Source organism: Sphingomonas sp. CROZ-RG-20F-R02-07, assembly GCF_022662335.1.
In the GTDB taxonomy this organism is placed as follows: Bacteria; Pseudomonadota; Alphaproteobacteria; order Sphingomonadales; family Sphingomonadaceae; genus Sphingomonas.
This window is the reverse complement of record NZ_JAKNQJ010000003.1, coordinates 258,653-284,276: the sequence shown is the minus strand read 5'-3', so window position 1 is coordinate 284,276 and position 25,624 is coordinate 258,653. Positions and strand designations below refer to the sequence as shown.

Annotated in this window: 31 protein-coding genes; 19 read left to right on the top strand and 12 right to left on the bottom strand. The window is 68.4% G+C overall.

Annotated elements, in window-relative coordinates:
• Positions 1-12 precede the first annotated feature (12 nt).
• Both L8H00_RS07095 and L8H00_RS07090 read left to right on the top strand, forming a co-directional pair.
• Positions 13-543 carry a peroxiredoxin gene (locus L8H00_RS07095; RefSeq protein WP_242096552.1) on the top strand — a complete coding sequence of 177 codons (531 nt, stop codon included), beginning with the start codon at positions 13-15 and terminating at the stop codon, positions 541-543.
• A 71-nt stretch (positions 544-614) separates the two neighbouring features.
• Positions 615-1,634: a GGDEF domain-containing protein gene (locus L8H00_RS07090; RefSeq protein WP_242096551.1), complete on the top strand. Its 1,020-nt coding sequence runs from the start codon at positions 615-617 to the stop codon at positions 1,632-1,634.
• A gap of 404 nt (positions 1,635-2,038) precedes the next feature.
• Here L8H00_RS07090 and L8H00_RS07085 read toward each other — a convergent pair whose 3' ends face one another.
• The 3 genes from L8H00_RS07085 to L8H00_RS07075 all read right to left on the bottom strand — a co-directional run bounded on the left by L8H00_RS07085 (position 2,039) and on the right by L8H00_RS07075 (position 3,917).
• Positions 2,039-2,656: a YbhB/YbcL family Raf kinase inhibitor-like protein gene (locus tag L8H00_RS07085; RefSeq protein ID WP_242096548.1), complete on the bottom strand. Its 618-nt coding sequence runs from the start codon at positions 2,654-2,656 to the stop codon at positions 2,039-2,041.
• A complete protein-coding gene (locus L8H00_RS07080) occupies positions 2,656-3,237 on the bottom strand; it encodes a hypothetical protein (protein WP_242096547.1) in 582 nt (193 codons plus the stop codon). The genes L8H00_RS07085 and L8H00_RS07080 overlap by 1 nt, the downstream gene beginning before the upstream one ends.
• Positions 3,238-3,299: 62 nt before the next feature.
• Complete coding sequence (locus L8H00_RS07075; RefSeq protein WP_242096545.1) at positions 3,300-3,917, bottom strand: flavin reductase family protein; 618 nt, start codon at positions 3,915-3,917, stop codon at positions 3,300-3,302.
• Between the two features lie 44 nt (positions 3,918-3,961).
• Here L8H00_RS07075 and L8H00_RS07070 point away from each other — a divergent pair, with 44 nt between their 5' ends.
• From L8H00_RS07070 to L8H00_RS07060, 3 genes are read left to right on the top strand one after another with little or no spacing between them, the layout of a single operon-like run.
• Entirely contained in the window at positions 3,962-4,696 is a 735-nt protein-coding gene (locus L8H00_RS07070) for a cytochrome b/b6 domain-containing protein (protein ID WP_242096544.1), read from the top strand.
• Positions 4,693-5,442: a molybdopterin-dependent oxidoreductase gene (locus L8H00_RS07065; protein ID WP_242096543.1), complete on the top strand. Its 750-nt coding sequence runs from the start codon at positions 4,693-4,695 to the stop codon at positions 5,440-5,442. Before L8H00_RS07070 ends, L8H00_RS07065 begins: the two co-directional genes overlap by 4 nt.
• Positions 5,443-5,460: 18 nt before the next feature.
• The gene (locus L8H00_RS07060) at positions 5,461-6,690 is read left to right on the top strand and encodes a cyclopropane-fatty-acyl-phospholipid synthase family protein (protein WP_242096542.1); all 1,230 of its coding nucleotides are present in this window, start codon (positions 5,461-5,463) and stop codon (positions 6,688-6,690) included.
• A 142-nt stretch (positions 6,691-6,832) separates the two neighbouring features.
• Here the strand turns inward: L8H00_RS07060 and L8H00_RS07055 are convergent, their stop codons facing one another.
• Positions 6,833-7,222 carry an EF-hand domain-containing protein gene (locus tag L8H00_RS07055; protein WP_242096539.1) on the bottom strand — a complete coding sequence of 130 codons (390 nt, stop codon included), beginning with the start codon at positions 7,220-7,222 and terminating at the stop codon, positions 6,833-6,835.
• Between the two features lie 153 nt (positions 7,223-7,375).
• Between L8H00_RS07055 and L8H00_RS07050 the strand changes: the two genes are divergently transcribed.
• Both L8H00_RS07050 and L8H00_RS07045 read left to right on the top strand, forming a co-directional pair.
• Complete coding sequence (locus L8H00_RS07050) at positions 7,376-8,593, top strand: argininosuccinate synthase (protein ID WP_242096538.1); 1,218 nt, start codon at positions 7,376-7,378, stop codon at positions 8,591-8,593.
• 68 nt (positions 8,594-8,661) lie between these two features.
• Positions 8,662-9,252, top strand: a complete 591-nt coding sequence (locus L8H00_RS07045; protein WP_242096536.1) for a class I SAM-dependent methyltransferase — start codon at positions 8,662-8,664, stop codon at positions 9,250-9,252.
• Between the two features lie 50 nt (positions 9,253-9,302).
• On the opposite strand, the gene L8H00_RS07040 is transcribed toward L8H00_RS07045, so the two are convergent.
• Positions 9,303-10,517 carry a glycosyltransferase family 2 protein gene (locus L8H00_RS07040; protein WP_242096535.1) on the bottom strand — a complete coding sequence of 405 codons (1,215 nt, stop codon included), beginning with the start codon at positions 10,515-10,517 and terminating at the stop codon, positions 9,303-9,305.
• 111 nt (positions 10,518-10,628) lie between these two features.
• On the opposite strand from L8H00_RS07040, the gene L8H00_RS07035 reads away from it, so the two are divergent.
• Together L8H00_RS07035 and L8H00_RS07030 are read left to right on the top strand one after the other, a co-directional pair.
• Complete coding sequence (locus tag L8H00_RS07035; protein ID WP_242096533.1) at positions 10,629-12,398, top strand: hypothetical protein; 1,770 nt, start codon at positions 10,629-10,631, stop codon at positions 12,396-12,398.
• Positions 12,399-12,496: 98 nt separating this feature from the next.
• The gene (locus L8H00_RS07030; RefSeq protein WP_242096705.1) at positions 12,497-14,014 is read left to right on the top strand and encodes a hypothetical protein; all 1,518 of its coding nucleotides are present in this window, start codon (positions 12,497-12,499) and stop codon (positions 14,012-14,014) included.
• Here L8H00_RS07030 and L8H00_RS07025 read toward each other — a convergent pair.
• From L8H00_RS07025 to L8H00_RS07010, 4 genes are all read right to left on the bottom strand, one after another.
• A complete protein-coding gene (locus L8H00_RS07025; protein ID WP_242096532.1) occupies positions 13,975-15,111 on the bottom strand; it encodes a GNAT family N-acetyltransferase in 1,137 nt (378 codons plus the stop codon). The genes L8H00_RS07030 and L8H00_RS07025 overlap by 40 nt on opposite strands.
• Positions 15,112-15,348: 237 nt before the next feature.
• Positions 15,349-15,828, bottom strand: coding sequence for a RidA family protein (locus L8H00_RS07020; RefSeq protein WP_242096530.1), 480 nt, complete (start codon positions 15,826-15,828; stop codon positions 15,349-15,351).
• 8 nt (positions 15,829-15,836) lie between these two features.
• Entirely contained in the window at positions 15,837-16,490 is a 654-nt protein-coding gene (locus tag L8H00_RS07015) for an HAD family hydrolase (RefSeq protein WP_242096529.1), read from the bottom strand.
• Entirely contained in the window at positions 16,487-16,762 is a 276-nt protein-coding gene (locus tag L8H00_RS07010) for a DUF3572 family protein (RefSeq protein ID WP_242096527.1), read from the bottom strand. The genes L8H00_RS07015 and L8H00_RS07010 overlap by 4 nt, the downstream gene beginning before the upstream one ends.
• Positions 16,763-16,800: 38 nt before the next feature.
• Here L8H00_RS07010 and L8H00_RS07005 point away from each other — a divergent pair, with 38 nt between their 5' ends.
• On the top strand, positions 16,801-17,163 hold the full coding sequence (locus L8H00_RS07005; RefSeq protein ID WP_242096525.1) for a response regulator: 363 nt from the start codon (positions 16,801-16,803) through the stop codon (positions 17,161-17,163).
• A 92-nt stretch (positions 17,164-17,255) separates the two neighbouring features.
• On the opposite strand, the gene rpmG is transcribed toward L8H00_RS07005, so the two are convergent.
• Positions 17,256-17,423: a 50S ribosomal protein L33 gene (gene rpmG / locus L8H00_RS07000; protein ID WP_242096523.1), complete on the bottom strand. Its 168-nt coding sequence runs from the start codon at positions 17,421-17,423 to the stop codon at positions 17,256-17,258.
• A gap of 168 nt (positions 17,424-17,591) precedes the next feature.
• Between rpmG and L8H00_RS06995 the strand changes: the two genes are divergently transcribed.
• The 5 genes from L8H00_RS06995 (at position 17,592) to L8H00_RS06975 (ending at position 20,884) form a co-directional block, all read left to right on the top strand.
• Positions 17,592-17,900, top strand: coding sequence for a hypothetical protein (locus L8H00_RS06995; protein ID WP_242096521.1), 309 nt, complete (start codon positions 17,592-17,594; stop codon positions 17,898-17,900).
• Between the two features lie 16 nt (positions 17,901-17,916).
• Positions 17,917-18,471 (top strand): TMEM165/GDT1 family protein, encoded by a 555-nt coding sequence (locus tag L8H00_RS06990; protein ID WP_242096520.1) that lies wholly within the window; start codon positions 17,917-17,919, stop codon positions 18,469-18,471.
• A gap of 62 nt (positions 18,472-18,533) precedes the next feature.
• Complete coding sequence (locus L8H00_RS06985) at positions 18,534-19,031, top strand: DNA starvation/stationary phase protection protein (RefSeq protein ID WP_242096519.1); 498 nt, start codon at positions 18,534-18,536, stop codon at positions 19,029-19,031.
• A gap of 52 nt (positions 19,032-19,083) precedes the next feature.
• A complete protein-coding gene (locus L8H00_RS06980) occupies positions 19,084-19,263 on the top strand; it encodes a DUF1328 family protein (RefSeq protein ID WP_242096518.1) in 180 nt (59 codons plus the stop codon).
• Between the two features lie 25 nt (positions 19,264-19,288).
• Positions 19,289-20,884, top strand: coding sequence for a cisplatin damage response ATP-dependent DNA ligase (locus L8H00_RS06975; RefSeq protein WP_242096517.1), 1,596 nt, complete (start codon positions 19,289-19,291; stop codon positions 20,882-20,884).
• Positions 20,885-20,894: 10 nt separating this feature from the next.
• Here L8H00_RS06975 and L8H00_RS06970 read toward each other — a convergent pair whose 3' ends face one another.
• On the bottom strand, positions 20,895-21,671 hold the full coding sequence (locus L8H00_RS06970; protein WP_242096516.1) for a glutaminyl-peptide cyclotransferase: 777 nt from the start codon (positions 21,669-21,671) through the stop codon (positions 20,895-20,897).
• Positions 21,672-21,742: 71 nt separating this feature from the next.
• Entirely contained in the window at positions 21,743-22,636 is an 894-nt protein-coding gene (locus L8H00_RS18805) for a cold-shock protein (protein ID WP_277924306.1), read from the bottom strand.
• 318 nt (positions 22,637-22,954) lie between these two features.
• On the opposite strand from L8H00_RS18805, the gene L8H00_RS06955 reads away from it, so the two are divergent.
• The 4 genes from L8H00_RS06955 to lptB all read left to right on the top strand — a co-directional run bounded on the left by L8H00_RS06955 (position 22,955) and on the right by lptB (position 25,624).
• A complete protein-coding gene (locus L8H00_RS06955; RefSeq protein WP_242096515.1) occupies positions 22,955-23,575 on the top strand; it encodes a ribonuclease D in 621 nt (206 codons plus the stop codon).
• Positions 23,568-24,206, top strand: a complete 639-nt coding sequence (gene lptC, locus L8H00_RS06950) for an LPS export ABC transporter periplasmic protein LptC (RefSeq protein ID WP_242096514.1) — start codon at positions 23,568-23,570, stop codon at positions 24,204-24,206. Before L8H00_RS06955 ends, lptC begins: the two co-directional genes overlap by 8 nt.
• A 5-nt stretch (positions 24,207-24,211) precedes the next feature.
• The gene (locus L8H00_RS06945; protein ID WP_242096512.1) at positions 24,212-24,736 is read left to right on the top strand and encodes an LptA/OstA family protein; all 525 of its coding nucleotides are present in this window, start codon (positions 24,212-24,214) and stop codon (positions 24,734-24,736) included.
• A 108-nt stretch (positions 24,737-24,844) separates the two neighbouring features.
• Positions 24,845-25,624 (top strand): LPS export ABC transporter ATP-binding protein, encoded by a 780-nt coding sequence (gene lptB / locus L8H00_RS06940; protein WP_242096511.1) that lies wholly within the window; start codon positions 24,845-24,847, stop codon positions 25,622-25,624.

Genomic DNA, 25,624 nt, shown 5'->3' with positions numbered 1-25,624 from the left:
AGGATGTCCCCGATGCGCCGCCTGACCCTGCTCGCCGCCCTTCTGCTCGCGGCCCCCGCCATGGCAACGCTCGCACCGGGCGCCAAGGCACCCGATTTCACCACGCGCGGCGCGATCGCGGGCAAGGTGTTCAGCGTCCATCTCGCCGACCAGCTGAAGAAGGGCCCGGTCGTGCTGTATTTCTTCCCGGCGGCCTATACCGGCGGCTGCAACGCCGAAGCGCACGCCTTTGCCGATGCGATCCCGCAGTTCCAGAAGGCGGGTGCGACGGTCATCGGCATGTCGGGCGATCCGGTCGACACGCTGGTCAAATTCTCCGCCGAGAAATGCGCGGGCAAGTTCGCGGTGGCGAGCGCGGGGCCTGCGGTCATCAAGGGTTATGACGTGAGCCTCGGCCGCCAGGTGATGGGCCATGACGCCACCACGCGCACCAGCTATGTGATCGCCCCCGACGGCAAGGTGGCGTTCGTGCACGACGACATGAACCCGGCCGATCACGTCGCGATGACGCTGGCGGCGGTGGAGAAGATCACCCACCGCTGAGGATTTACGGCGCGCGGGCAATCTTATCCTAACCATTTCGTGTCAGCAGGGCAGGGGGAACGGAGGGAGCGATGGGAAAGGCGCAGGGACGGCCAAAGGAGGCGGACGATCTGTACGATCGCATCGGCCTGTTTCTGGCGACCCAGGGGCTGAGTGCCGAGCCCGAGCATTACCGCTTCGCCTATGCCGCGCTCGCCGATCCGGAGAGCCTGGTGGGGCAGGCGGTGGCACGGCTGACGTTGGATGGCGTGCGACTGACGCGCCAGGATATCGAGCGGCTCGGCGGATCGGTCTCGACCCGCCAGCCGCCCGTCCGCGCGCGCGCGCCGGGTGACGACGAGGCGGAGCGTCTCGTCGCCGAAACCGCGGCGCAGGTGGATGGCTTCGCCACGATGATGCAGGCGATCCGCGAAGAAACGCGCGATTTCGGCGCCGATCTCGCGCAGAGCGCCGCGTCGATCCAGCGCTCCCAGGAACAGGCGGGGATCGAGCGGATCGCGCGCGTCGCGAGCGCGATGGTCGCCCGCGTCCGCGAAACCGAAAGCCGGCTCGCCCAGGCGACGCGCGAAACCGAGGCGTTGCGCAGCAAGCTGGCCGAGGCCCGCAACGCCGCGCGGCACGACGCGCTGACCGGCCTGCCCAACCGGCGCGCGTTCGAGGAAGCCTTTGCGGCACGCGATGCGAGCGACGGCCCGTGGTGTCTGGCGGTGATCGACGTCGATCGCTTCAAGCAGGTGAACGATGCGCACGGCCATGCGGTGGGCGACCGCGTGCTGAGCGCGATCGGCAAGGTGCTGACCGAAATGTGCGAAGGCCATCTGGTGGTGCGCCATGGCGGCGAGGAATTCGCCGTGCTGCTGCGCGGCGTCGCGCTCGCCCAGGCCGCCGAGGTGTTGGATGCGGCGCGTGGCGAGATCGCGGGCAAGCGCTTCCGCAGCCGCGAAACCGGCCAGCCGCTGGGCGAGGTCACCTTTTCCGCCGGCGTGACGGCGGTGCGCAAGAGCGAGACGGCGGAAACCGCCTTCGCCCGCGCCGACCGGCTGCTCTATGCGGCCAAGGCTGCCGGCCGGGATCGCGTGAGCGCCGGCTGAACGAACGCGCCACAAGCTGGCGCGATTTCATGGACGAAGATGGCGGAAATCGCCACTATCGATCCCGCCAAAACAAAGAAACGAGCGAAACCAGCCATTTAGCGATTTGGCACGGGGCCTGCAAAGCGTCTGGGGTCACCGGATGATCCGGTGGCAGAAGCCGAAGGAACCCACCATGTCGCTCCGTTTCGCCGCCGCCCAACGCTTCGCCCTCACGCTGTCGGGCGCGCTCGTCTTCGCCGCGCTGTTCGTCAGCGCCGCCGTCCCCGTCCTCCCGGTCGCCTGAGCGCCGAGCCTGTCCGGGAGATATCCGATGCGCCCCACGCTCCTCATCGCCCTCGCTTCGTTCGCGACCTCCATCCTCGTCCTGTTCGGCACCGGCGGGACCGCGCTCGGCTGAACCGTCAGGCGGGTACGCCCGCACCGATCGGCCCCGCAGGCACCGCTTCGCCCCGCGAATAGGTGCCGATCAGCAGCGCGGCGGCCAGCACATGCCCCTGCATCGCCTCGACCAGCGCCGACCGTCCGGGGGTCGCGCCGGGATCGGCCGCGCCTGCACCCAGCGCGAAAAGCTGCAAGGCATAACGATGCGTGCCATGCCCTGTCGGCGGATCGGGCGGCAACCAGCCCTCGCGCAGGAACGAATTGCGGCCGACATCGCGGCCGGATGAATCGCCGTCGCCGTCCGCCACGATCGCGCCTTCGGCCAGCCGGCCGATATCGGGCGCGAGGCCCCAGACGATCGCATGCACCAGTGGCGAAGGCGCGGGCGCGTCCGCATCCTCGACGAGCAGCGCCAGCCGCGCGGTGCCGGCGGGCGGCGCCTCCCACATCAGGGGCGGCGAGACCCCCGCGCCGTCCGCGGTGAAGCGTTCGGGCAGGCGCGCGCCGTCGGCGAAGGCGGGGCTCGTCAGGCCGAACGTCGCAAAGCCGTTGCCGAGCTTGGCGATCGCCAGCGTATCGGCGCCCGCGCGCCAGCCCGAGAGCGCCTGGCCGAGCCAGCCGGGAATATGTTCCAGCATCAGCCGGCCGCCGCGGCGCTGCCGTTGGCGGCTCCGGCGCGGGCGGGATCGCGCGGTGCGCCGTCGCCCGACGGGCAATCGCCGGCGCGGGTCGCCGGCGCCGCGCCCGCATACCAGCGCGAGGTGGCACCCATCGTCGCGGCGTCGTGATAGCAGGCCTCGCCCTTGCGTGTCTTGGGATCGACGAAGAGCGTCCAATCATGGTCGCCGCAATCATGCGCCTCGCAGCCCCAGCTCGCGATCCGTCCGCGATCGGCGAAGATCGGCGTCTGCGGTCCGCCGCCGTTCACGATGATCCGGCGCACCTTGGGGTCGATCACCGCGCCGTTGAGCGCGCTCGCCACTTCGGTGCGATCGAAGAACGCCACGCCGTCCACCGCATCCGACGGATAGTGGCCGACATAGGCGGTGATCGGCGTGGTCTGCGTCTGGCCGGGCAGCGGCGTGGCGGGCTTAACCTCGGGCGGCACGAAGCCGGCCGCCACTGCGGCATTGCCGGCCGCGGCGGTATCCTCGGTCGATTTGTGGCACGCCGACAGGGCCAGCGCGGCCACCAACAATCCCGTCAACTGCGTGCGCATAGGCGATCTCCGTTCGACCTTCCAACGCCGCGATCCGCCCTGCGGTTGCGCAGCCGTCACGATCAGCCCGGCCGGCGCATTCGGAACAGCGCATCCTCGGTGATCTCGAAGTAATCGGCCGGGCCGCCGCCGCGCGTGATCGGCCGCGCGCGCGCCGTCTGGTACACGCCGTCCTCCAGCATCGCGGTGTCGATATGGATGCCGATCGCCTCGCCGATCACCAGCCACTGGTCGAGCGCGCGACCCTCCTTCGTCTCCAGCCGGATCAACTGCGTCAGCCGGCATTCGAAGCTCACCGGGCTCGCCGCCACGCGCGGGGGCGCGACGAGGCGCGAGGGCGCCGTTTCCAGCCCCGCCAGCGCGAATTCGTCCACCGCGGCGTCGACGCCCGCCGAGCTGGCGTTCATCGCCTCGGCCAACGGGCGGGTGGCCAGATTCCACACGAACTCGCCCGTCGCTTCCGCATTGGCCACGCTGTCCTTCCAGCCCATCGAGGAAAAGCCGATCAGCGGCGGGCTGTAGTTCAGCGCGTTGAAGAAGCTGTAGGGCGCGAGATTGGCGACGCCGTCCTTCGAGACCGTGCTGATCCAGCCGATCGGCCGCGGTGCGACGATCGCGTTCAGCGGATCGTGCGGCAGGCCATGGCCTTGCGCGGGCTCGTAGAAATGCCATTCGGTCATGCGGTTCGTTCCTGCTATGCTGTGGCCAGAAGCGAAGGACAGGCATGGACGTTCCCCCGACCCCCGGCAGTTTGGTCCACCGGCATCGCCTGGCGACGCGGCTCTGGCATTGGGCGAATGCGGTGGCGATCCTGATCCTGCTTGGATCGGGCCTCGGCATCTCGAACGCGCATCCGCATCTCTATTGGGGCAAATATGGCGCCAATTTCGATCACGCCTGGGCGAATCCGCCGTTCATGCCCGGCTGGATCACCATTCCCACGACCTACAATCTCGCGCTGTCGCGGCGCTGGCACCTGTTCTTCGCGCTGGTGCTGGCCTTCTCGCTGCTCGCTTTTCTGGTGGCGGGGCTTCTCAACCGCCATTTCCAGCGCGACCTGACGATCCGCGCGCGCGAGCTCGCGCCCCGCCATCTCCGGGCCGACGTCAAGGCGCATCTGGCGTTCCGCTTCCACGATCCCGATCGCCCGATCGCCTACAACATCCTTCAGAAACTGGCCTATGCCGTCGTGATCTTCGGGCTGATCCCACTGATGATCTTCACCGGGCTCGCGCTCTCGCCCGGCATGGACGCGGCCTGGCCATGGCTGCTCGACATCTTCGGCGGGCGCCAGTCCGCGCGTTCGATCCATTTCATCTGCGCCTGTGCGGTCGGCGGCTTCGCCGTGCTCCACCTCGTGCTCGTGATTCTGGCGGGGGCGGGCAACGAATTGCGCTCGATCCTCACCGGCTGGTGGCGCGTGCCCGACGAACCCCCGCACCGGGAGCATGGCGCATGATCGACCGTCGGACCGCGCTGGTCGGCGGCGCCGGGCTGCTGCTCGCGGGCTGCGACCAGGTGGCGCAGATCCCCGCCGCGCGCAAACTCCTGTTCACCGGCGAGACCGCGAACCGCGTGCTGCAACGCAGCCTCCAGACGCGCTTCGGCGGCCGCGGCGCGCTCGCCCCCGAATTCACCGCGGCGGACATGTCGCCGATCTTTCGCGGCAACGGCACGCAAAATCCCGGCACGCCGCAATATGACGCGCTGGTGGCGAACAATTTCGCCGACTACCGGCTCCGGATCGACGGGCTGGTGGATCGGCCGCTGTCGCTGTCGCTCGCGCAGATCCGCAGCCTGCCGGCGCGCACGCAGATCACCCGGCACGACTGCGTCGAGGGCTGGAGCGCGATCGGCAAATGGCACGGGCCGCTGCTCGGCACCTTGCTGAAGGCGGCGGCGGTGCGCGCCAGCGCGCGCTACATCGTGTGCATCTGCGCCGATTTCGGCGGCACCTATTATGATTCGATCGATCTGATCGACGCCTTCCATCCGCAGACGATCCTGGCCTGGGCGATGAACGACCAGCCTTTGTCGGTGGTGCACGGCGCCCCGCTGCGCCTGCGCGTCGAACGCCAGCTCGGTTACAAACAATCCAAATATATCATGGAGATCAAGGCGGTCGCCAGCCTTGACGGCATCGGTGGCGGCAAGGGCGGCTATTGGGAGGACAATGTCGATTACGATTGGTATGCTGGAATCTAGGCGCTAGTCGGGTCCGCAATGGCTTTGATCGATCGTTTCCTCGCCCGCCGCGTCAAGCGCGGGCAACTCACCGTCACGCATGCCGATGGCAAGACACTCCGCTTCGGCACGCCCGATCCCGCTTTTCCGGACGTGGCGATCCGCTTCACCGATCGCGGCGCGGCGAGCTTCATCGTCCGCCATCCGGCGCTGGGTGCGGCGGAGGCGTTCATGGACGGCCGCCTGGTGGTCGAGCGCGGCGACATCCGCGATCTCGTCAACCTGCTCACCGCGAACGATCCCTGGGAGGCCGGGGCGGACGCGCTCGCGGCCAATCCCTTGCGGCGCAGCGTGGCCGCGGTCACGCACCGCCTGAACCGGATCAACATGGCGCGCCGCTCGAAGCGTAACGTGGCGCATCATTACGATCTGTCCGACCGTCTGTACGATCTCTTCCTCGATGCCGACCGGCAATATAGCTGCGCCTATTTCACCGATCCGGCGAACACGCTGGAGCAGGCGCAGGACGACAAGAAGGCGCATATCGCCGCCAAGCTCGCGTTGCGGCCGGGCATGCGCGTGCTCGACGTCGGCTGCGGCTGGGGCGGGATGGCGCTGTATCTTCACGCCAAGACCGGCGCCGAGGTGCTGGGCGTGACGCTCAGCGAAGAACAGTTGAAGGTGGCGCGCGCCCGTGCCGAGGCGGCGGGCGTGGCCGACAAGGTGCGCTTCGAACTGATCGACTATCGCCACGTCACCGGCCGGTTCGATCGCATCGTCTCGGTCGGCATGTTCGAACATGTCGGCCCGGCGCACTACAAGGCGTTCTTCCGCCAGTGCCGCGACCTGCTGACCGACGACGGCGTGATGCTGATGCACACGATCGGGCGGATGAACGGCCCCGGCATCACCGACGACTTCACCACCAAATACATCTTTCCGGGCGGCTATAATCCGGCGCTGTCGGAGATCGTGCGCGGCTATGAAGGGCTGCGGATGTTCCCGACCGACATCGAGGTGCTCCGGCTCCATTATGCCTGGACGATCGACCATTGGTACGACCGGACGACGGCCGCCAGGGCCGACATCGTCGCGCTGTACGACGAGCGGTTCTTCCGGATGTGGCAATTCTATCTGGCGGGTGCGGGCGCGGCGTTCCGGCACGGGGGCCTCTGCAACTATCAGGTGCAGCTCTCGCGCAGCCGCACCGCGTTGCCCGTCACCCGCGATTACATGATCGCGGGAGAGGCCGCGCTGCGCCAAGCCTAGGATCACGAGATCCGTTCGTGCGGAGCGTGTCGAAGCACGCTCGCCGCAGGCGCAACGCCGCTTTCGGCACAGGCCCTTCGACGGGCTCAGGGCGAACGGACCAGGGTAACGGCATCGAATAGCCGGCGCCGCGCGGCCCCCCTCAGCGGGGCCCGCGCGCGAGATCGGCCTTGGCGGCGGCGCCTTCGTTCGCGCTGATCTGGCCGTTGCGGTTGCGGTCATATTTGTCCATCATCTTGGCGAAGAGTGCCTGCGCCTCGGCCAGCGTCACCTTGCCGTCCTTGTTGGCATCGGCATTGTCGAACCACAGATCGGCCAGCCGCTTGGCATGCGTGGGATCGACATTGGCCTGGCCCGTCTTCATCTGCGCAGTGCGCGCCTGCACCTCGGCGCGGCTGAGCGAACCGTCGTGGTTGGTGTCGGTCGCGGCGAACTCGGCCTTGAACTTGGCGGCGGCCGATGCGCGCGTTTCCACCGCGAGCGCAGGGGAGGCGAGCGCGGCGGCGGCGAGAAGGGCGGGGACGAGGCGCATGGGAAACTCCGTTGAAAGGACGGCATCGGCCCTGCGGCCCGACGCTTGTATGCGAGGTGAACGCGCGAGCGCGTCGGCGCAGGAGCGTTGCACGCACGCGCGACTGCGCATAGGGGCGCGGGCGACTCTTTCGCAGCCCGAGGACCGATTTCCATGAGCGACGACATCAAGCGGGTAGTGCTCGCCTATTCGGGCGGCCTCGACACCAGCGTCATCCTGAAATGGCTGCAGCAGAATTACGGCTGCGAGGTCGTCACCTTCACGGCCGATCTGGGCCAGGGCGAGGAACTCGAGCCCGCCCGTGCCAAGGCCGAGATGATGGGCGTGAAACCCGAGCACATCTTCATCGACGATCTGCGCGAGGAATTCGTGCGCGATTACGTGTTCCCGATGATGCGCTCGAACGCGCTCTACGAGGGGCTGTACCTGCTCGGCACCTCGATCGCGCGGCCGCTGATCGCCAAGCGCCAGATCGAGATCGCGCGGATGGTGAACGCCGATGCCGTCAGCCATGGCGCCACCGGCAAGGGCAACGACCAGGTCCGCTTCGAACTCGGCTATTACGCGCTCGCCCCCGACATCAAGGTGATCGCGCCGTGGCGCGAATGGGACCTGACGAGCCGCACGAAGCTGATCGAATTCGCCGAGGCGCACCAGATCCCGGTCAGCAAGGACAAGCGCGGCGAGGCGCCGTTCTCGACCGACGCCAATCTGCTCCACACCTCGTCCGAGGGGCTGGTGCTGGAAAATCCGTGGGACGAGGTGCCCGATTACGTCTATTCGCGCACCAGCAACCCCGAGGACGCGCCCGACGCGGCCGAATATATCACGATCGATTTCGAGCGCGGCGACGGCGTTGCGATCAACGGCGAGGGGCTGAGCCCCGCCGCGCTGCTGGCCAGGCTCAACGATTATGGACGCACCCACGGCATCGGCCGGCTCGATCTGGTCGAAAACCGGTTCGTCGGCATGAAGAGCCGCGGCATGTACGAGACGCCGGGCGGCACCATCTATCACCTGGCCCATCGCGGTATCGAACAGATCACGCTCGATCGCGGTGCCGCGCACCTGAAGGACGAACTCGCGCCGCGTTATGCCGAGCTGGTCTATAACGGCTTCTGGTTCAGCCCCGAACGCGAGATGCTGCAGGCCGCGATCGACCATAGCCAGGAAAAGGTCTCGGGCACGGTGCGCCTGAAGCTTTACAAGGGCGGCGTCTATGTGGTCGGCCGCAAATCGCCGCACACGCTCTATTCGGAAAAGGTCGTGACGTTCGAGGACGACCAGGGCGCCTATGACCAGCGCGACGCGGCGGGCTTCATCAAGCTGAACGCGCTGCGGCTGCGGCTGCTCGGGCGACGGGATCGGTGAGCGGGGCGTTAACCAGATATCATCGGATCGGCTGATATCGGTTTCCCGATCATAGGGAGACGCGAACGATGCTCGGCAAGGTGCATGATAAACTGGTCTTCGGGCGGCGCGTTCGCCGGCTGGCCGCTGCATTGGCGGACCGGCTGCCCCGTGACGCGCGGGTGCTCGACGTCGGATGCGGCAGCGGCGATCTGGCCGTCCGGATCATGCAGCTGCGCCCCGATCTCGCGATCGAGGGCATCGACGTGCTGGTCCGGCCCGAAACCGCGATCCCCGTCCATGGCTATGATGGGCGGCATATCCCGTTCGATGACGGTACGTTCGATGCCGCCATCGTGATCGACGTGCTCCATCACACCGACGATCCCGAGGCGGTGCTCGCCGAGATCGCGCGGGTGGCGCAGGTCGTGGTCGTGAAGGATCACCTGCGCGACGGGATCGCCGCCAACGCGACGCTGCGCTTCATGGATTGGGTCGGCAATGCGGCCCATGGCGTGCGGCTGCCCTATAATTATCTGTCGTCGCGCGAATGGGCGCGGATCTGGGATAGGCTGGGATTGGGCGCGTCGGCCTTCGGTACGCGGCTGGCGCTCTATCCACGGCCGTTTTCCTGGCTGTTCGATCGCAAGCTGCATTTCGTGACGATCCTGTCGCGATGATGCGACGACGCCGGCGGAACATCCGCCGGCGTCTTCCGGTCGATCGCCGATCAATCGTGCTGCGGATCGATCAGTCCAATTAGAAAACTCGTGAACACCGTCTGCACGCCGAGCACGGTGGCCAGCATCGCCGGGATCGCCATACGCATCAGATGAACCGGCTCCATCGGGCCGAATCCGTTGCGTCCCCATTGTCCGATCAGCCCCAGCGTGATCGCAAGGCCGAATGTGGTCAGCGCCGCACCCGCGATGCATCCGCGTTCGACGCTGAAGCGGGCGCGAAACCATTCGACGGTAGGGCTGGTCGGCCACAATCCGCTGGCCGTGCCGTACAGCCGCGCGAGGATGCCGAAACCGACGAGCTGGCTGCCCAGCAGGATCGACATCGCAGCGAACAGCATCGTGGTGGCGCCGAGTTCGACGCCGCGCAGGGCTATGCTGCCGGTGGCGAGCACGCCCACACCCAGCGCACCCGACCCTGCCGCGGCGATGCCCGGACAGACGAACAGGTATCGCGGCGCATAGGTGAGTAGAAAGCGCAAATGACGCCAGCCGTCGCGCCAGGTGCGAAGATGCGGCGCGCGGCTGCGCCCGTCGGGTGAAAGCGTCGTCGGCACTTCGCGCACGTCGAGCCGGTGCAGCACGGCCTTCACCACCATCTCGCTGGCGAATTCCATCCCGGTCGCCCGCAGGCCGAGTCCCATGATCGTTTCACGATCGAAGCCGCGCAGTCCGCAATGAAAATCGCCGATCGCGGAGCGGAAGAACCGGCGGCCGAGGAAGCTCAGCACCGGATTGCCGAGATAACGGTGGAGCGGCGGCATCGCGCCGGGGGCGATTCCGCCCCGGAAACGGTTACCCATCACCAGCTCGCCGCCGCTGCGAAGCGCGGTGACGAACGGGATGAGGGTTTCGAAATCATAGCTGTCGTCGGCATCGCCCATGATGACGAAGCGGCCGCGTGCCGCCGCGATGCCGCCCATCAGCGCCGCACCATAGCCGCGCGTCGATACGCCCACCATGCGCGCCCCCATCGCGTTGGCGATCTGCCGCGATCCGTCGATCGAGCCGTTGTCGGCAATCACGACCTCGCCGGCGATGCCGCTGGACGCCAGGAAGCTCTGCGCCTTGCGGATGCAGCGCGCGAGCGTCTCCGCCTCGTTGAGGCACGGCATGACGATCGACAGTTCCAACGCCTCCGTCGCGACGGTGCGTGCCCCCTCGTCGAGATCGTGTGGCAAGCGGTAGGCGGTGGCTATGGTCATGGTTGGCTCCCCCATGCTCGTGGTTAGAAAACAAACTTAAAAAGATGCTTAACGCTTGGCTGCTAGGGCGGCGGCGGACGATCAGGTCGGGGAGGCATAATGGAGCGATCAGTGGGCCGTACGACGCGAGGGTCGGCCCGCTGGGCCACTGCGTGGCTGGCGATCGGCCTGGCGGCACTGCTGTCGTTCGGCTGGGGCTATTTCGACTGGCCGCGCCTGCGTTGGCTCACCCTACCCGACGCGGACGACATGATGCGTCTGGCGCAAGTGCGCGACTGGCTCGACGGGCAGGGCATCAACGACTGGACGCAATATCGCATGGCGCCGCCGCTCGGTGCGCCGATGCACTGGTCTCGCGTCAACGATGTCGGAATCGCCGGCCTCATCTTGGGCCTGACGCCGCTCGTTGGGCGGCATGCGGCGGAACTGGGCGCTGTGCTGCTTTATCCGGCCATGCTGTTCGCGTGCGCGATCTTCCTGTCGGCGCGGATCACGCGGCGGCTCTGGGGATCCGCGGCGGCGCCCATCGGCGCCATTCTGATGGCATTGGCCTATCCCGGCACGACGGTGTTCATCCCCGGGCGGATCGATCATCACGCCTTGCAGGTCGTGCTCATCCAGATCGTCGTTCTGATGCTGATGCGCTCGCCTACCGTCCTGACCGGAGCGGCTGCGGGCTCCGCGACCGCGATCAGCATGGTCATCGGGCTCGAAACCGTCCCCCAACTGGCGGGGCTGGTCGGCGCGCTGGCCGTTCTGTGGATCGTGCGCGCGGATCGTGAGCGGATCCGGCTCGCGGGCTTTGCGGTCGGCCTGGCGGCCACCACCGCGCTGTTCCTCCTGTTCCTGCGACCCACTTATTGGGACCCGGCACTCTGCGATGCGTTCACACCCGCTTCGTCATCGGCGACCTTGGCCGGCGCGTTCGCGTTGGCTGCGCTGGCGGCGGCGACGCCTTGGTTGCGCGGGTGGCAGATGCGGGCGATCGCCGGCGCGATCCTGGGCGTGCTCGTGCTCGGTGCGACCCTGGCCGTCTATCCGGGCTGCCTGACCGGCCCCTATGGACGGATGGACCCGTTCCTTCGCGTGGCGTTCCTGCCGCATATCGACGAGGCCAACGGCATTGCTGCGCAGCACAGCGTGGCGCGCATCATCGCGCTGGCCGGAGTGCTCGTCGCCGCGACGCTCGCCAGCGGCTGGATGCTCGTCGCACGGCCGCGCCGATGGCCCGTCACGATCCCGATCGTCGCCGTGATATTCGTCTCGGCGTTCGTCATTCTCGCGCAGGTGCGGGGCGCCTATATCGGCGCTCCGCTCGGCGCACCGGTACTTGCCGGCGTCGTGCTGATCGCGCGCCGACGCGGCTCGACGCCGTTGCTGATCGTGAGCTGGCTCGCATCGGCAGGGCTCACCTATATGCAGGTGCCAGCCATGGTCGAACGGCTGATCGACCGGCAATCCCCCGAAGGCCGTGTCGAGGAGGATGGAACCACACCGCAGGTCGCATGCAGCGCCGGTGACGTCTGGACGCAACTCGATCGCTATCCGGCCGGGGTGGTGATGGCGCCGACGAACATGGCATCCTATCTCGTCGGATCGACGCATATGGCGACGGTGGGCGCGGGGTATCACCGCAACAACGCCGGCAACATGGCCATGTACCGTTTCTTCCTGCGTTCCCCCGATCGTTCCCGTTCGATCGCGCGTCAGTGGAACGTGCGCTATGTCGCTTTCTGTCCCGGCGACTTCGACGAGATCGACGTCGTCCACACCTTCCCGAACAGCCTGGCGAGCCGCTTGCGCGGCGGCCACGCGCCGGCCTGGCTGCAAACTCTGCCCTTGCACGGTGCACGCATGCGATTTTATCGCGTGCTTCGCTAAAAAGACGGAGGTAGGAGCGGAGGGTGCGCGATGGCAGTGCGGGTCCTTCTCATTGGTGGCAGACGCGACTGTTCGTCGCGTTGGCGGCGCTTGCCTCGATGGTGCCGCTGTTGCGGCCGGCGATCCCGCCGCTGGTCGATCTGCCGGGCCATATGGGGCGCTACCGGGTCCAGCTCGACGGGGCGACCTATCCGTGGCTGGCGAACTGGTATGATTTCCACTGGTCGCTGATCGGCAATCTGGGCATCGATCTGCTCGTCGTCCCGCTCGCGCCGGTGTTCGGGCTGGAGCTGGCGGTCAAGCTGATCGTGATGGCGATCCCGCCCCTGATCGTCGGAGGGCTGCTGTGGATCGCGCGCGAGGTGCATGGGCGGATCCCGCCGACCGCGTTGTTCGCGCTGCCGATCGCTTATTGCTATCCGGTGCAGTTCGGCTTCGTGAACTTCGCGCTGGCGATGGGCCTCGCGCTCAATCTGTTCGCGCTCTGGCTACGGCTGGGGCGGCTGGGGCGGCTGCGGTTCCGCGCGGCGCTGTTCGTGCCGCTGTCGTGCCTGCTCTGGCTGTGCCACACCTTCGGCTGGGGCGTGCTGGGCGTGCTCGCCTTTTCCGCGGAGATGATCCGCCAGCACGACAAGATGGCCGGCCGCGGCGTGCGCCATTGGGCCGATGCCTGGATCCGCGCGGGGCTCGGCTGCCTGCCGCTCGCGCTGCCCCTGGTGCTGATGGCGGTGTGGCGGTCGGGCGATCACGTCACCGGGCAGACGTTCGACTGGTTCGACTGGCGCAACAAGTTCGGCTGGATGGCGATGATCCTGCGCGACCGCTGGCTGGCGTTCGATATCGCCTCGGCGATGGTGATCTACCTGATCCTGGTGCGCGGGCTGCGCGATCGCAGCATCGAATATTCGCGCAACCTGGCGCTTTCCGCGCTGTTCCTGATGGCGGTGTTCCTGCTGCTGCCGCGCGTGGTGTTCGGCTCGGCCTATGCGGACATGCGGCTTGCGCCCTTCGCGCTCGGCATCGCGGTGATCGCGCTTCGCCCGCGCAACCGCGTGTCGATCCGCGGCGCCACCACGATCGCTGCGCTGGGGCTGGCCTTCTGTCTCGTCCGGCTGGGCGGCACGACGGTCAGCTACTGGATCTATGCGGACAGCTACGACCGCACGCTCGCTGCGCTCACGCGCGTGCCGCAGGGCGCGCGGCTGGTGTCGTTCGTCGGCCGGCGCTGCCGCGACGACTGGGCCTATACCCGGCTGGAGCACGTGCCCGCGCTCGCGCTGGAGCGGCGCCAGGCCTATACCAACGACCAATGGTCGATGGCGGGGGCGCAGTTGCTCACCACCCGCTATGCGGCGGCCGGCCGGTTCGCGCACGATCCGTCGCAGGTGGTGACCGATCGCCAGTGCCGTGGCGAATGGTGGCGCCCGGTGAACAAGGCGCTCGCGCTGTTTCCCCGAGGCGCCTTCGACTATGTCTGGATGATCCAGCCGCCCGCCTTCGATCCGCGGCTCGTCGCGGGGCTGACGCCGGTGTGGCATGATTCGGCCAGCACCGTCTTCCGGATCGACAGCCGGGTTCAGCCCGTCTTGCGGAAGGGCGTCATCTCGCCGAGATAATCGCGATCGGCGGCCACCGCCTCGCGCTCGCGCACCAGAAACTCGGCGACGGCGCGGCGAAAGCCCGCATCGGGGATATAATGCGCCGACCAGGTGGGCACCGGCGCATAGCCGCGGGCCAGCTTGTGCTCGCCCTGCGCACCCGCCTCCACCGTCTTCAACCCGCGCGCGATCGCGGCGTCGATCGCCTGATAATAGCAAAGCTCGAAATGAAGGAACGGCACCTCCTCGGTGCACCCCCAATAGCGCCCATAGAGCGTATCCTCGCCGATCAGGTTGAGCGCCCCGGCGATCGGCACGCCGTCGCGCTCGGCGAGGATCAGCAGCACGCGGTCCCCCAGTGCCGCGCCCAGCATCGGGAAAGTGGCGCGCTTCAGATAGGGCTGGCCCCATTTGCGACTGCCCGTATCCTGGTAGAACGCCCAGAACGCATCCCAGTGGCGCGGCTCGATCTCGGCGCCGGTCAGATGCCGGATGATCAGCCCCTCCACCGCGGCGGCGCGTTCCTTGCGGATCGCCTTGCGCTTGCGGCTGGCGAGCGCGGTCAGGAAGTCGTCGAAGGTCGCATAGCCGTCGTTCGTCCAGTGGAACTGCGTTCCCTGCCGGATCAGCCAGCCCGCCGCCTCGAACAGCGGCACTTCGTGCGGCGCGATGAAGGTGGCGTGCGCGGACGACAGGTCGCTGCGGTCGGTCACCGCCTCCAGCGCACCGATCAGTGCGGGTGCCAACGCCGGATCGCGGAGCAGCAGCCGCGGCCCCGGCACGGGCGAGAAGGGCGCCGCGATCTGGAGCTTTGGGTAATATTGGCCGCCGGCGCGCTCCCAGGCATCGGCCCAGGCATGGTCGAACACATATTCGCCCTGGCTGTGGCTCTTGGCATAAGCCGGCGCGATCGCGGCGGGGCGCCCGTCCGCGCCGTCGATCACGATCGGCAGCGGCTGCCAGCCCGACCGGCCGCCGACGCTGCCCGATTCCTCCAGCACGGAGAGAAAGCCGTGGCCGACGAACGGATTGCCGGTGCCGGCACAGGCATCCCAGTCGGCCGAGGCGATCGAGGATGCGCCATCGGCGATTCGGGCGGATACGGCTTTGCTCATGCCGGCCCTAGATGGGCGCGCGCGGGCCCCGGCTCAACCCAGCGAGAAGCCGGAAGCCGCGACGACCGCGTCGCGGCGTCCAGCTCAACCCAGCAAGGAGCCGGAAGCCGCGACGACCGCGTCGCGGCGTCCAGCTCAACCCAGCAAGGAGCCGGAAGCCGCGACGACCGCGTCGCGGCGTCCAGCTCAACCCAGCGAGAAGCCGGAAGCCGCGACGACCGCGTCGCGGGCCCCGGCTCAACCCAACGAGGAGCCGGAAACCGCGACCACCGCGTCCACCTCGACCGCGGCGCCGAGCGGCAGCACGGGCACGCCCACCGCCGAGCGCGCATGCTTGCCCGCCTCGCCGAACAGGGCGACCATCAGGTCCGACGCGCCATTGGCGACCTTGGGCTGATCGGTGAAGTCGGCCGCCGAATTGACGAACACGCCCAGCTTCACGATGCGGGCGACGCGCGCCAGATCACCGCCGAGCGCCTGCTTGATCTGCGCGACCAGCATCAGCCCGCAGGCGCGTGCGGCCTCCTGCCCCTCTTCGAGCGACACGCCGTCGCCCAGCCGCCCGGTGATGAGCGCGCCGTCGCGAAACGGGAGCTGGCCCGAGATGTGGAGCATCCCGTTCGCCTCGACCACGGGGACGTAGGAGGCGACGGGGGCGGCGGCCTGCGGCAGGGCCAGGCCGAGCTCTTCGAGCTTGCGGGCGATACGATCGGTCATGCCTTTGCTCAACACGCCGCAGCGTCGGCGGTCAAGCGGTCGGCGGGCAGGCCAGCGGCGAATCGTGCCGCGATCCAGCCCTGCGCGGTCGGCCAGTCGTCGATCCGCGCGTTCGCGGCCGGCGCCGCCTCGACATGGGGCGCGAGCAACGGCTCCGACACCATCTGCAGCCGGTGGACCCGCGGCGCGTGGCGCATCACCGAATCATGATGCACGCCCAGATCGTCGACGAACACGGTGACGGGATCGCCATGTTCCGCCATCAGCCGCGCGACCGGCTCGCCCTTGCCGCCGGTGTTGCACTCCACGCGGTGGTGGATGCCGAACCGCGCGAGCTGTTCGATCCGCGGTTCGCGGCATTGGTCCTGAAGGTTGGTCAGGATCACGATGTCCGCGGTTTCGGCGAGCGCGGCCAGCGCCTCGGCGGCGTGCGGCACCAGCGTCTGGCGGTGCATCTCGCCCGGAAAGAAGCCGCCGAGCAGATCCCACATCTCCTGCTGCGTGGGCACCATGCCGCCGTCGCGGCGCGTCATGCAATGCGCGAAATCGCCCTTGCCGATCGCGAAGTCGATCGCGTGCGCGTCGGCCAACCAGTCGCGGAAATGCGACACCATGTGGAGCAGCACTTCGTCGCAATCGCAGATCAGCAGGGGGCGGGTCATAGGGTCTCCAGCGTCGCGCGCGCATCGACGAGCGCGGCAGGGGGAACGCCCAGCGACTCGGCGCAGGCGATCAGGTCAGGTTCGTAGGATTCGAGGAACAGCAGCGCGGCGGCCAGCACCGACGGCTCGCCGATCCGGGTGCGCAGGTCGTGGGGCGCAAGGCCCGTGGTGTCGAGCAGCCGCATCGCGCGCTGCGGCTCGGCCAGCGTCCACACCAGCGCACGTAGCGCGAGCGCATCGGCCGCCTCTCCATTTGTGTCCTGCGCGCGCATTGCCTAACGTCGGCCTTCCTCAAGGATCGGACGGACGCGTGGCAAAAAGGGTGCTCGTTGTCGAGGACAACGAACTCAATCTGAAGCTCTTCTGCGATCTGCTGCGTGCGCATGAATATGCCGCGGAGCCGGTGCGCGACGGCCGCGAGGCGGTGGAGCGCGCGCGGGCGTTCCAGCCGGACCTGATCGTGATGGACATCCAGATGCCCCACGTCACCGGCTATGAGCTGATCCTGGAGCTGAAGGCCGACGAGGCGCTGCGCGCGATCCCGGTGATGGCGGTGACGGCCTATGCCGGCCGCGACGACGAGGAGCGGATCCGCGCGGCGGGGGCGGACGCCTATGTGTCCAAGCCGATCAGCCTGGCGCGCTTCATGGACGTGGTCGGCTCGCTCGTGTGACTTCGAAACGACGCGCACGCGAAAACGCCGCGGGCGTCGCCGCCCGCGGTTCGCGCTTCGCGTAGCGCCAGGCGGCCTAGGCCGCCCGCGGCTTACTTGATCTTGGCTTCCTTGAACTCGACATGCTTGCGCACGACCGGGTCGTACTTCTTAAACGACAGCTTTTCGGTCTTGGTGCGCGGGTTCTTCTTCGTCACGTAGAAGAAGCCGGTGTTCTCGGTGCTGACGAGCTTGATCTTGACGGTGGTCGGCTTGGCCATGAGCCCAATTCCTGGAAAACTGAATAGACAGGGGAGCGGCCGGCCTGCGCCCGTCGCTGGATCAGGGGCGGCGCATGGCGGATTAGCCGCACGAAGTCAACCGATCGCCCCTTTACGCGGCGTTCATCGCTCCTGCTGCAAGATGCCGACAGGACAGGGAGCGGGCACATGGACATCGAAGCGGTGAAGGCGGAACTGGCGGCACGGATCGCAGCGATCGACGTGCGCGCGCCCTATGCGCGGCCCTGCGAGCTGGCGCCCGACATCGACGCGATTCGCGTGATCGCGCACCGCAGCGGCATGGCGCCGGCCGTCACCGTCACGCATTTCCTCGATTCGGCGCTGTCGCGCGGCGAGCATGGCGCGCTGGTCCATGGCTGGCTGGCGATGCTGCGCGACGCGGTGACGAGCGAGCGGCAGGACGTGGCCGCGGCGAACACCTTCGCGGCCGCCTGCTCGGTTCGCCTCGCGGCCTGAGCGTATGGACGCGCTGATGGCGGCGATCGTCGCCGCGGCGCTGGCGCAGATCGGCGACCGGACGGCCTGGCTCGCCGCGATCCTGGCCGATCGCTACCGCCGGCCGCTGATCCTGATCGCGGCGGCGGCGATCGCCATCGCGTGCGCCAGCGCGCTGGCCGCGGCGGCGGGTGTCTATCTGGCGCCGAAACTCGCGCCCAATGCGAAGGCGGTGATGCTCGGCCTGGCGCTCGTGCTCCAGGGCGGCGGCGCGCTGTTTCCGGTCAAGCCGCCCGAGCGGCTCGCCGGCTGGCGGCTGGGCGCGGCGCTGACGGGCCTGACCGGGCTGTTCGTGCTGGCCTTCGGCGACGGCGTGCAGTTCATCGTGCTGGCGCTCGCCGCGCGCAGCCCGGTGCCCGCGCTCGCCGCGGTGGGGGCGACGCTCGGCTCGTTGGCGGTCGTCGTGCCCGCGGTGACGATGGGCGAAACGGCGTGGACCGCATTGCCGCTGAAGCCGATCCGCATCGCCATCGGCGCGGCCTTCGTGGTGGTCGGGATCGTGCTCGGGCTGTCGGGCCTCGCGCTGATCTGAGCGGAGCGATTCGGCGACGCGGCCGTTGTGGCGTGCGAACCGTCATATCCGGAGAGCCCGCCATGTCCGAACCCAATCCCGCGCTCGAAACGCCCACCGATCTCAATCGCAACGACACGCGCTCGGTGGCCGAGGCACTCAACGCCGCGCTGGCGGATTGCTTCGCGCTGTATTTCAAGACGAAGAATTTCCACTGGCACGTCTCGGGCCCGCATTTCCGCGACTATCACCTGCTGCTCGACGACCAGGCGGCGCAGATCCTGGGGGTGACCGACGCCATTGCCGAGCGGGTCCGCAAGACGGGCAACACGACGCTGCGCTCGATCGGCGACATCGCCCGGCGCCAGACGCTGGCCGACAACGACATGGAGTTCGTGGGCGCCGCCGACATGCTGGCCGAATTGCGCGAGGACAATCGGAAGCTCGTCGAAAGCTTCCGCACCGTAAAACAGGCCGCCGAGGATGCGCGCGACAACGCGACGAGCGGCATCGTCGACGAATGGACCGACCAGGCCGAGGAGCGCGCCTGGTTCCTGTTCGAGGCCAGCCGCAAGGGCTGATCGGGAACCGGCCGGGCGATCCGCCGGTTCATCCCGCAACAGGAGAATCGCAGTGTTGAAGGCCGCCTTCTTATTTCTCGTCATCGGCGTCGTGCTCGCGGTGCTGGGCTTCGGCGGCATCGGCGGCGCGTTCATCGGCATTGCCAAATTCCTGTTCTTCGTGGCGATCGCGCTGTTCGTGATCTTCCTTGCGCTGGGCATCATGGCGGGCAAGCGGATCGCCGGGCGCTAGATCCACCGCGCTCGGCCTTCCGACGATGCGCGCGTTCGCGGCTCTTCTCGATTCGCTGATCTACACGCGCTCGCGCAATGCCAAGCTGAAGCTGATCGGCGATTATCTGCGCGCCACGCCGGACCCGGATCGGGGTTGGGCGATCGCGGCGCTGACCGGCGATCTCGACTTGCCGGGCGTCAAGTCGGCGGTCATCCGTGCGCTGATCGAGACGCGCGTCGATCCCGTGCTGTTCCGCATGAGCCGCGATTTCGTCGGCGACACCGCCGAGACCGTGGCCTTGCTCTGGCCCGAACCACCGATGCCCGCCGATCCCCGGCCGCTGGGGCTCGCCGACGCGATCGACCGGCTGATGACCGTTCCCCGCGCCGAGGCGCCTGCGGCCCTCGCCGCGATGCTCGACCGGTGCGATGCCGAGGAGCGGTTCGCGCTGCTGAAGATGGCGACGGGCGCGTTGCGCGTCGGCGTGTCCGCGCGGCTCGCCAAGACGGCACTGGCCGAGGCGTTCGGCATCGACGTCGATGCGGTGGAGGAGGTGTGGCACGGTCTTGCGCCGCCCTATCCGACCCTGTTCGCCTGGGGCGAGGGGCGGGGCGAGCAGCCGACGCCCGCCGATGTGCCCGTCTTCCGCCCGTTCATGCTCGCGCATCCGCTGGAGGATCTGCGCGTCGATCTCGCCGATTATGCCGCCGAATGGAAATGGGACGGCATCCGCGTCCAGATCGTCCATGTCGCGGGCGAGACGCGGCTCTACAGCCGCACCGGCGACGACGTGACCGGCAGCTTCCCCGACGTGGCCGCCGCCTTCCGCACCCCCGGCACGGTCGATGGCGAATTGCTGGTGAAGGGCGCGCACCAGGGCGGCACGCTGGAGGAGGGCGGTGGCGCCGCGAGTTTCAACGCGCTCCAGCAGCGTCTGGGGCGCAAGACCGTCTCGGCGAAGATGCTGGCCGACTATCCCGCCTTCGTGCGGCTGTACGACATCCTGTTCGATGGCCCCGAGGATCTGCGCGCGCTGCCCTGGACCGATCGCCGCGGGCGGCTGGAGGCCTTTGCCGAGCGGCTCGATCCCGATCGCTTCGATCTCAGCCAAGTGATCGATGCGGCGGACTTCACCGCGCTGGAGGCGGTGCGCGCCACCGCGCGCGACGCGGCGATCGAGGGCGTGATGCTGAAACGCCGCGATTCGCCCTATGTCGCGGGGCGCCGCACCGGCCTGTGGTACAAATGGAAGCGCGATCCGCTCACCGCCGATTGCGTGATGATGTACGCGCAGCGGGGCAGCGGCCGGCGCTCCTCCTATTATAGCGACTATACCTTCGGCTGCTGGACCGAGGCGGGCGAGCTGCTGCCCGTGGGCAAGGCCTATTCGGGGATCACCGACGAGGAGTTGCGGATGCTCGACGCCTTCGTCCGGCGGAACACGCTCGCGCGCTTCGGCCCGGTGCGCGAGGTCGAGAAGACGATGGTCCTGGAGATCGCGTTCGACGCGCTCCAGGAATCCAAGCGCCACAAATCGGGCATCGCGATGCGTTTCCCGCGCATCGCCCGCATCCGCACCGACAAGCCCGCCGCCGAGGCGGACCGGGTGGAGACGCTGCGACGCATGATCGGCACCTGAGCCGGTGGGCTCAGGGCAGCCGGATCTCGAACAGCGTCGGCCAGTTCTTGCCCGTCACGTACAGATGGTCGCCGCGCGCATCATAGGCGATGCCGTTCAGCACCGCGTCGCGACCGCTCGCCTGCACCTGCGTGCGCAGCGCGCGCAGGTCGATCAATTGCTTCACGCGGCCGGTGGCGGGGTCGATCCGCGCGATCGTCGCGGTCTGCCAGATATTGGCGAGGATCTCGCCCTTCACATATTCCAGCTCGTTCAGGTTCGTCACCGGCGTGCCGTCGGCCAGCTTCACCGAGATCGCGCCGCGTTCGGCGAAGGTCTCGGGATCGCGGACGTGCAGCACGTCGGTGCCGTCGGACTGGACGAGCGCGTCGCCCATCGTCGTCATGCCCCAGCCTTCGCCCGAATAGCGGAACGTGGCGGTGCGCTTGAGCGTGGCGCGATCCCAGCGATAGCCGATCCCACTGCGCCACGTCATGCTGACGAGCGCGCCCTTCCACGCGCCGATCCCCTCGCCGAACAGCGTGGGATCGATCGTCGCGCGCGCCAGCACATGGCCGTCGGACAGCCGCACGCGGCGGATGTCCGACTGGCCCTCCATCCCGGTGCTCTCGTACAGCGTGCCGTCCGCCCAGAGCAGCCCCTCGGTGAAGGCGCCGCTGTCGTGCGGATAGCGTTTCACGACGGATGCGGTGCGAAGCGACGTGCCATGAACCTGCAGCGGCGCCGCGACCGGCGTGGCGGCGGCGGTGCCGAGCAGCAGAAGGGAAAGCGCGGACCGCGCAAGCAAAGGGCCCGGACCGCGCGAACGCGATCCGGGCCCCGTGATGCCGGTGGTCCGCGGCCGAGGCCGCGCCACGATCAGCCTGCGGCCGTCAGGTTCACCGCGGCGTATTTGCCGCGACGATCGACCTCGAGCTCGAACTCGAGCTTGTCGCCCTCGTTCAGCGTCGACATGCCGGCGCGCTCCACGGCCGAGATGTGAACGAACGCATCGGGCTGGCCGTCGTCGCGCTGGATGAAGCCGAAGCCCTTCATGGCGTTGAAGAACTTCACCGTGCCCGTGGCCTTCTCGCCGGTGAGCTGACGCTGCGGCGCACCGCCGCGGTCGCCACCACGATCGCCGCCGAAGCCGCCCGCACCGCCACGCGGCGCGGCGCGGTCGCCGCCGAAGCCGCCTTCGCGGGGCTCGCGGGCCGGACGCTCGGTCGCCGCCATCGGCTCGCCGTCGATCTTGAGATCGGTGGCCGAAATGCGGCCGCCGCGATCGACGAGCGTGAAGCCGAGCGGCTGACCCTCGGCGAGCGCCGACAGACCGGCCTGCTCGACGGCGCTGATGTGGACGAACACGTCCTCGGCGCCATCGTCACGCACGACGAAGCCGAAACCCTTCTGCGCGTTGAAGAACTTGACCACGCCGGTGCCCTCGCCGACGACCTGGGGAGGCATGCCGCGACCACCGCCGCCGCCGCCGCCACTGAAGCCGCCGCCACCGCCGCCGCCGCGGTAACCACCGCCGCCGCCACCGCCGCCACCGCCGAAGCGATCGCCGCCGCCGCCGAAGCTGCTGCCACCACCGCCGTAGCTGCTGCCACCGCCGCCGCCGTAGCTGCTACCGCCGCCGCCGAAGCCGCCGCGATCACCGCCGCCGAAGCTGCTGCCGCCGCCGAATTCGCTGTCTCCGCCGCCGAAGCCATCACGCTTGTCGCGGCCACGTCCGCCACGGTTCCCGCGGCCACCTTTGTCGAAACTCATAACCCTGTTCGTCTTCCCGGTTCGCCCAACCAATCCTCTCAAGAACCTTGGCGTCGGACGACGAACGCAGGCCTTCGCGGCGCGAAACCCTTTGCGCCACGGCCTTCTCCATAGCGCATTTGGCAAGGCCCCGCGAATGAAATCGCCGCCGAAGTCAATCGAACTGCATCGCTTTCGGGCAGGAGCGTTGCCCGAACGGCACACCGGAGCGAAGAATGGGACGCCCGGCGTCGCTTCAGGAGGGCGATCCCGCCGAAGCGGCGCCCCCGAGTCGGCTCGCCCATTGAGCGAAGCGGCGGTTGCGGCTAGGCGGGCGGCATGACCGTCCATTTCCACGAGGAAGACATCCCCGCGGGGCTCTTCGCGCCCGGCGCCGCCATCGCCGTCGACACCGAGACGATGGGGCTGCTGACCCCGCGCGACCGGCTCTGCGTCGTCCAGCTGTCGGACGGCGGGCCGGACGAGCATCTCGTCCGCTTCGCGCCCGACAGCGACTATGCCGCGCCCGAGCTGAAGGCGCTGCTGGAGGATCCCGACCGGCTGAAGCTCTACCATTTCGGCCGCTTCGACATCGCCGCGATCGACTTCTATCTGGGCGTCGTCGCCGCCCCCGTCTATTGCACCAAGATCGCCTCGCGGCTGGTGCGCACCTATACGGATCGGCACGGCCTGAAGGAACTGGTCCGCGAGCTGCTCGGGCAGGACATTTCCAAGCAGCAGCAATCGTCCGACTGGGGCGCGCCCGACCTGAGCGACGCGCAGAAGGATTATGCCGCCTCCGACGTGCGCTTCCTCCACCGGCTGAAGGCGGAACTCGACAAGCGGCTGCTTCGCGAGGGGCGGATGGAGCTGGCGCAGGCATGCTTCGATTTCCTGCCCGCGCGCGCGGCGCTGGATCTGGCAGGCTGGCCCGAGGTCGACATCTTCGCGCATGTCTGAGGCCGCGCGCGCCGAACGCACCGCGCGCGAGCGCTGGGCGGCGCCGGGCAGCGGGCACGACCGGATCGTCGCGCTCATGCGGGTCGGGCTGCCGGTGGGTATCGGCGTGCTCGCCGCGTTCCTGGTGATGGCGCCGCTGACCGCGGGTGGCGACGTGTCGTTCGTGCTCGACAAGAAGAAGGTGGCGGTCGCGCACGAGCGGCTGAAGATCCAGGCGGCGACCTATCGCGGCGAGGATCAGAAGGGCCAGCCCTTCACGCTCACCGCGCAATCCGCGATCCAGCGCAGCTCGGCCGAGCCGATCGTGCATCTCAAGACGCTCGACGCCGCGCTGCAGCTCACCGACGGCCCGGCGCACATCGCCGCGCAGACCGGCCGCTACGACATGGACAGCGAGCAGGTTCGGCTCGACGGTCCGCTCGATTTCACCGCCGCCAACGGCTATGACCTGAAGACGCACGACGCCACGATCGACATGAAGACGCGCCAGATGCAGAGCGGCGGCGCGGTGACGGGGTCGCTGCCGCAAGGCGTGTTCAGCGCCAACAGCCTCCATGCCGATCTGGAGAACCGCGTGGTCAAGCTCGACGGCAATGCGCGCTTGCGGATCGTGCCGAAGCGTACGAGATAGCGGGCATGCGCGCGCTCCCGATCCTCGCCATCCTCCTCGCCGCGCCGCTGATGGCGCAGGGGCGTCACGATTCGAACGCGCCGGTCAATTTCGGCGCCGACCATATCGAATTGCAGGACAAGGCGAATCGCGTCCTGCTGACCGGGAACGTGACGCTGAAACAGGCCGAGATGACGCTCAACGCGCAGCGCATGACGGTCGCCTATACCGGCCAGGTGGTGGACGGATCGCCGCAGGTCTCGCGGTTCGACGCGGCGGGCAACGTCGTCGTCACGCGGCCCGATCAGGTCGCGCGGGGCCAGTACGGCATCTACGATCTCAACCGCCGCGTCATCACGATGCTGGGCGGCGTCACGCTGACGCAGGGCACCAATACCGTGAACGGATCGCGGCTGACGATGAACCTCGACACCGGCCGCGCGGTGATCGACGGATCGTCGGTGCCGGGCGGCGCGGGCGCCGGCGGCGGCACCGTGACGCAGAGCGGCGGCCGGGTGACCGGCACCTTCTCGGTGCCCAAGCGCAACTGAGCCCGCGGGCGGGAGCGGGATCACCCCTGCCCGCATCATGCAGGTTTCCTGCCAAGCGGCCATCCGCTAAGGTGTGCGCAACCCATCACCGGCCAAGGCACCCCATCCATGGATGCAGTCACTCTCCAGTCCGGCGTGCACGAACCCGCCCCCGAACCGTTGGTGGCGACCGGGCTGCAGGTGGTCTCGATCGCCAAATCCTATGACAAGCGCACTGTGCTAACCGACGTGTCGGTGACGGTGGGGCAGGGCGAGGTGGTCGGGCTGCTCGGCCCCAATGGCGCGGGCAAGACGACCTGCTTCTATTCGGTGATGGGGCTGGTGAAGCCCGATTCGGGGCGCATCCTGCTCGACGGCGAGGATATCACCGGGCTGCCCATGTACCGCCGCGCGATCCTGGGCTTGGGGTATCTGCCGCAGGAGACCTCGATCTTCCGCGGCCTGTCGATCGAGCGCAACATCCTGACGGTGCTCGAACTGTCCGAGCCCGACAAGGCCGCGCGCCAGGCCAAGCTCGACCGGCTGCTCGACGAATTCGGCCTGACGCGGCTGCGCACCGCGCCTGCGATGGCACTATCGGGCGGCGAACGCCGCCGCGCCGAGATCGCGCGCGCGCTGGCGGCGGACCCGTCGATCATGCTGCTCGACGAGCCGTTCGCCGGCATCGATCCCATCTCGATCGCCGACATCCGCGATCTGGTAAAGGATCTGAAGCGGCGTTCGATCGGCGTGCTCATCACCGACCACAATGTGCGCGAGACGCTCGATATCGTCGATCGCGCCTATATCATCTATGACGGGCGCGTGCTGTTCTCGGGAAGTCCCGCCGAGCTGGTGGCGGATGCGAACGTCCGGCGGCTCTACCTCGGCGAGACCTTCTCGCTCTAG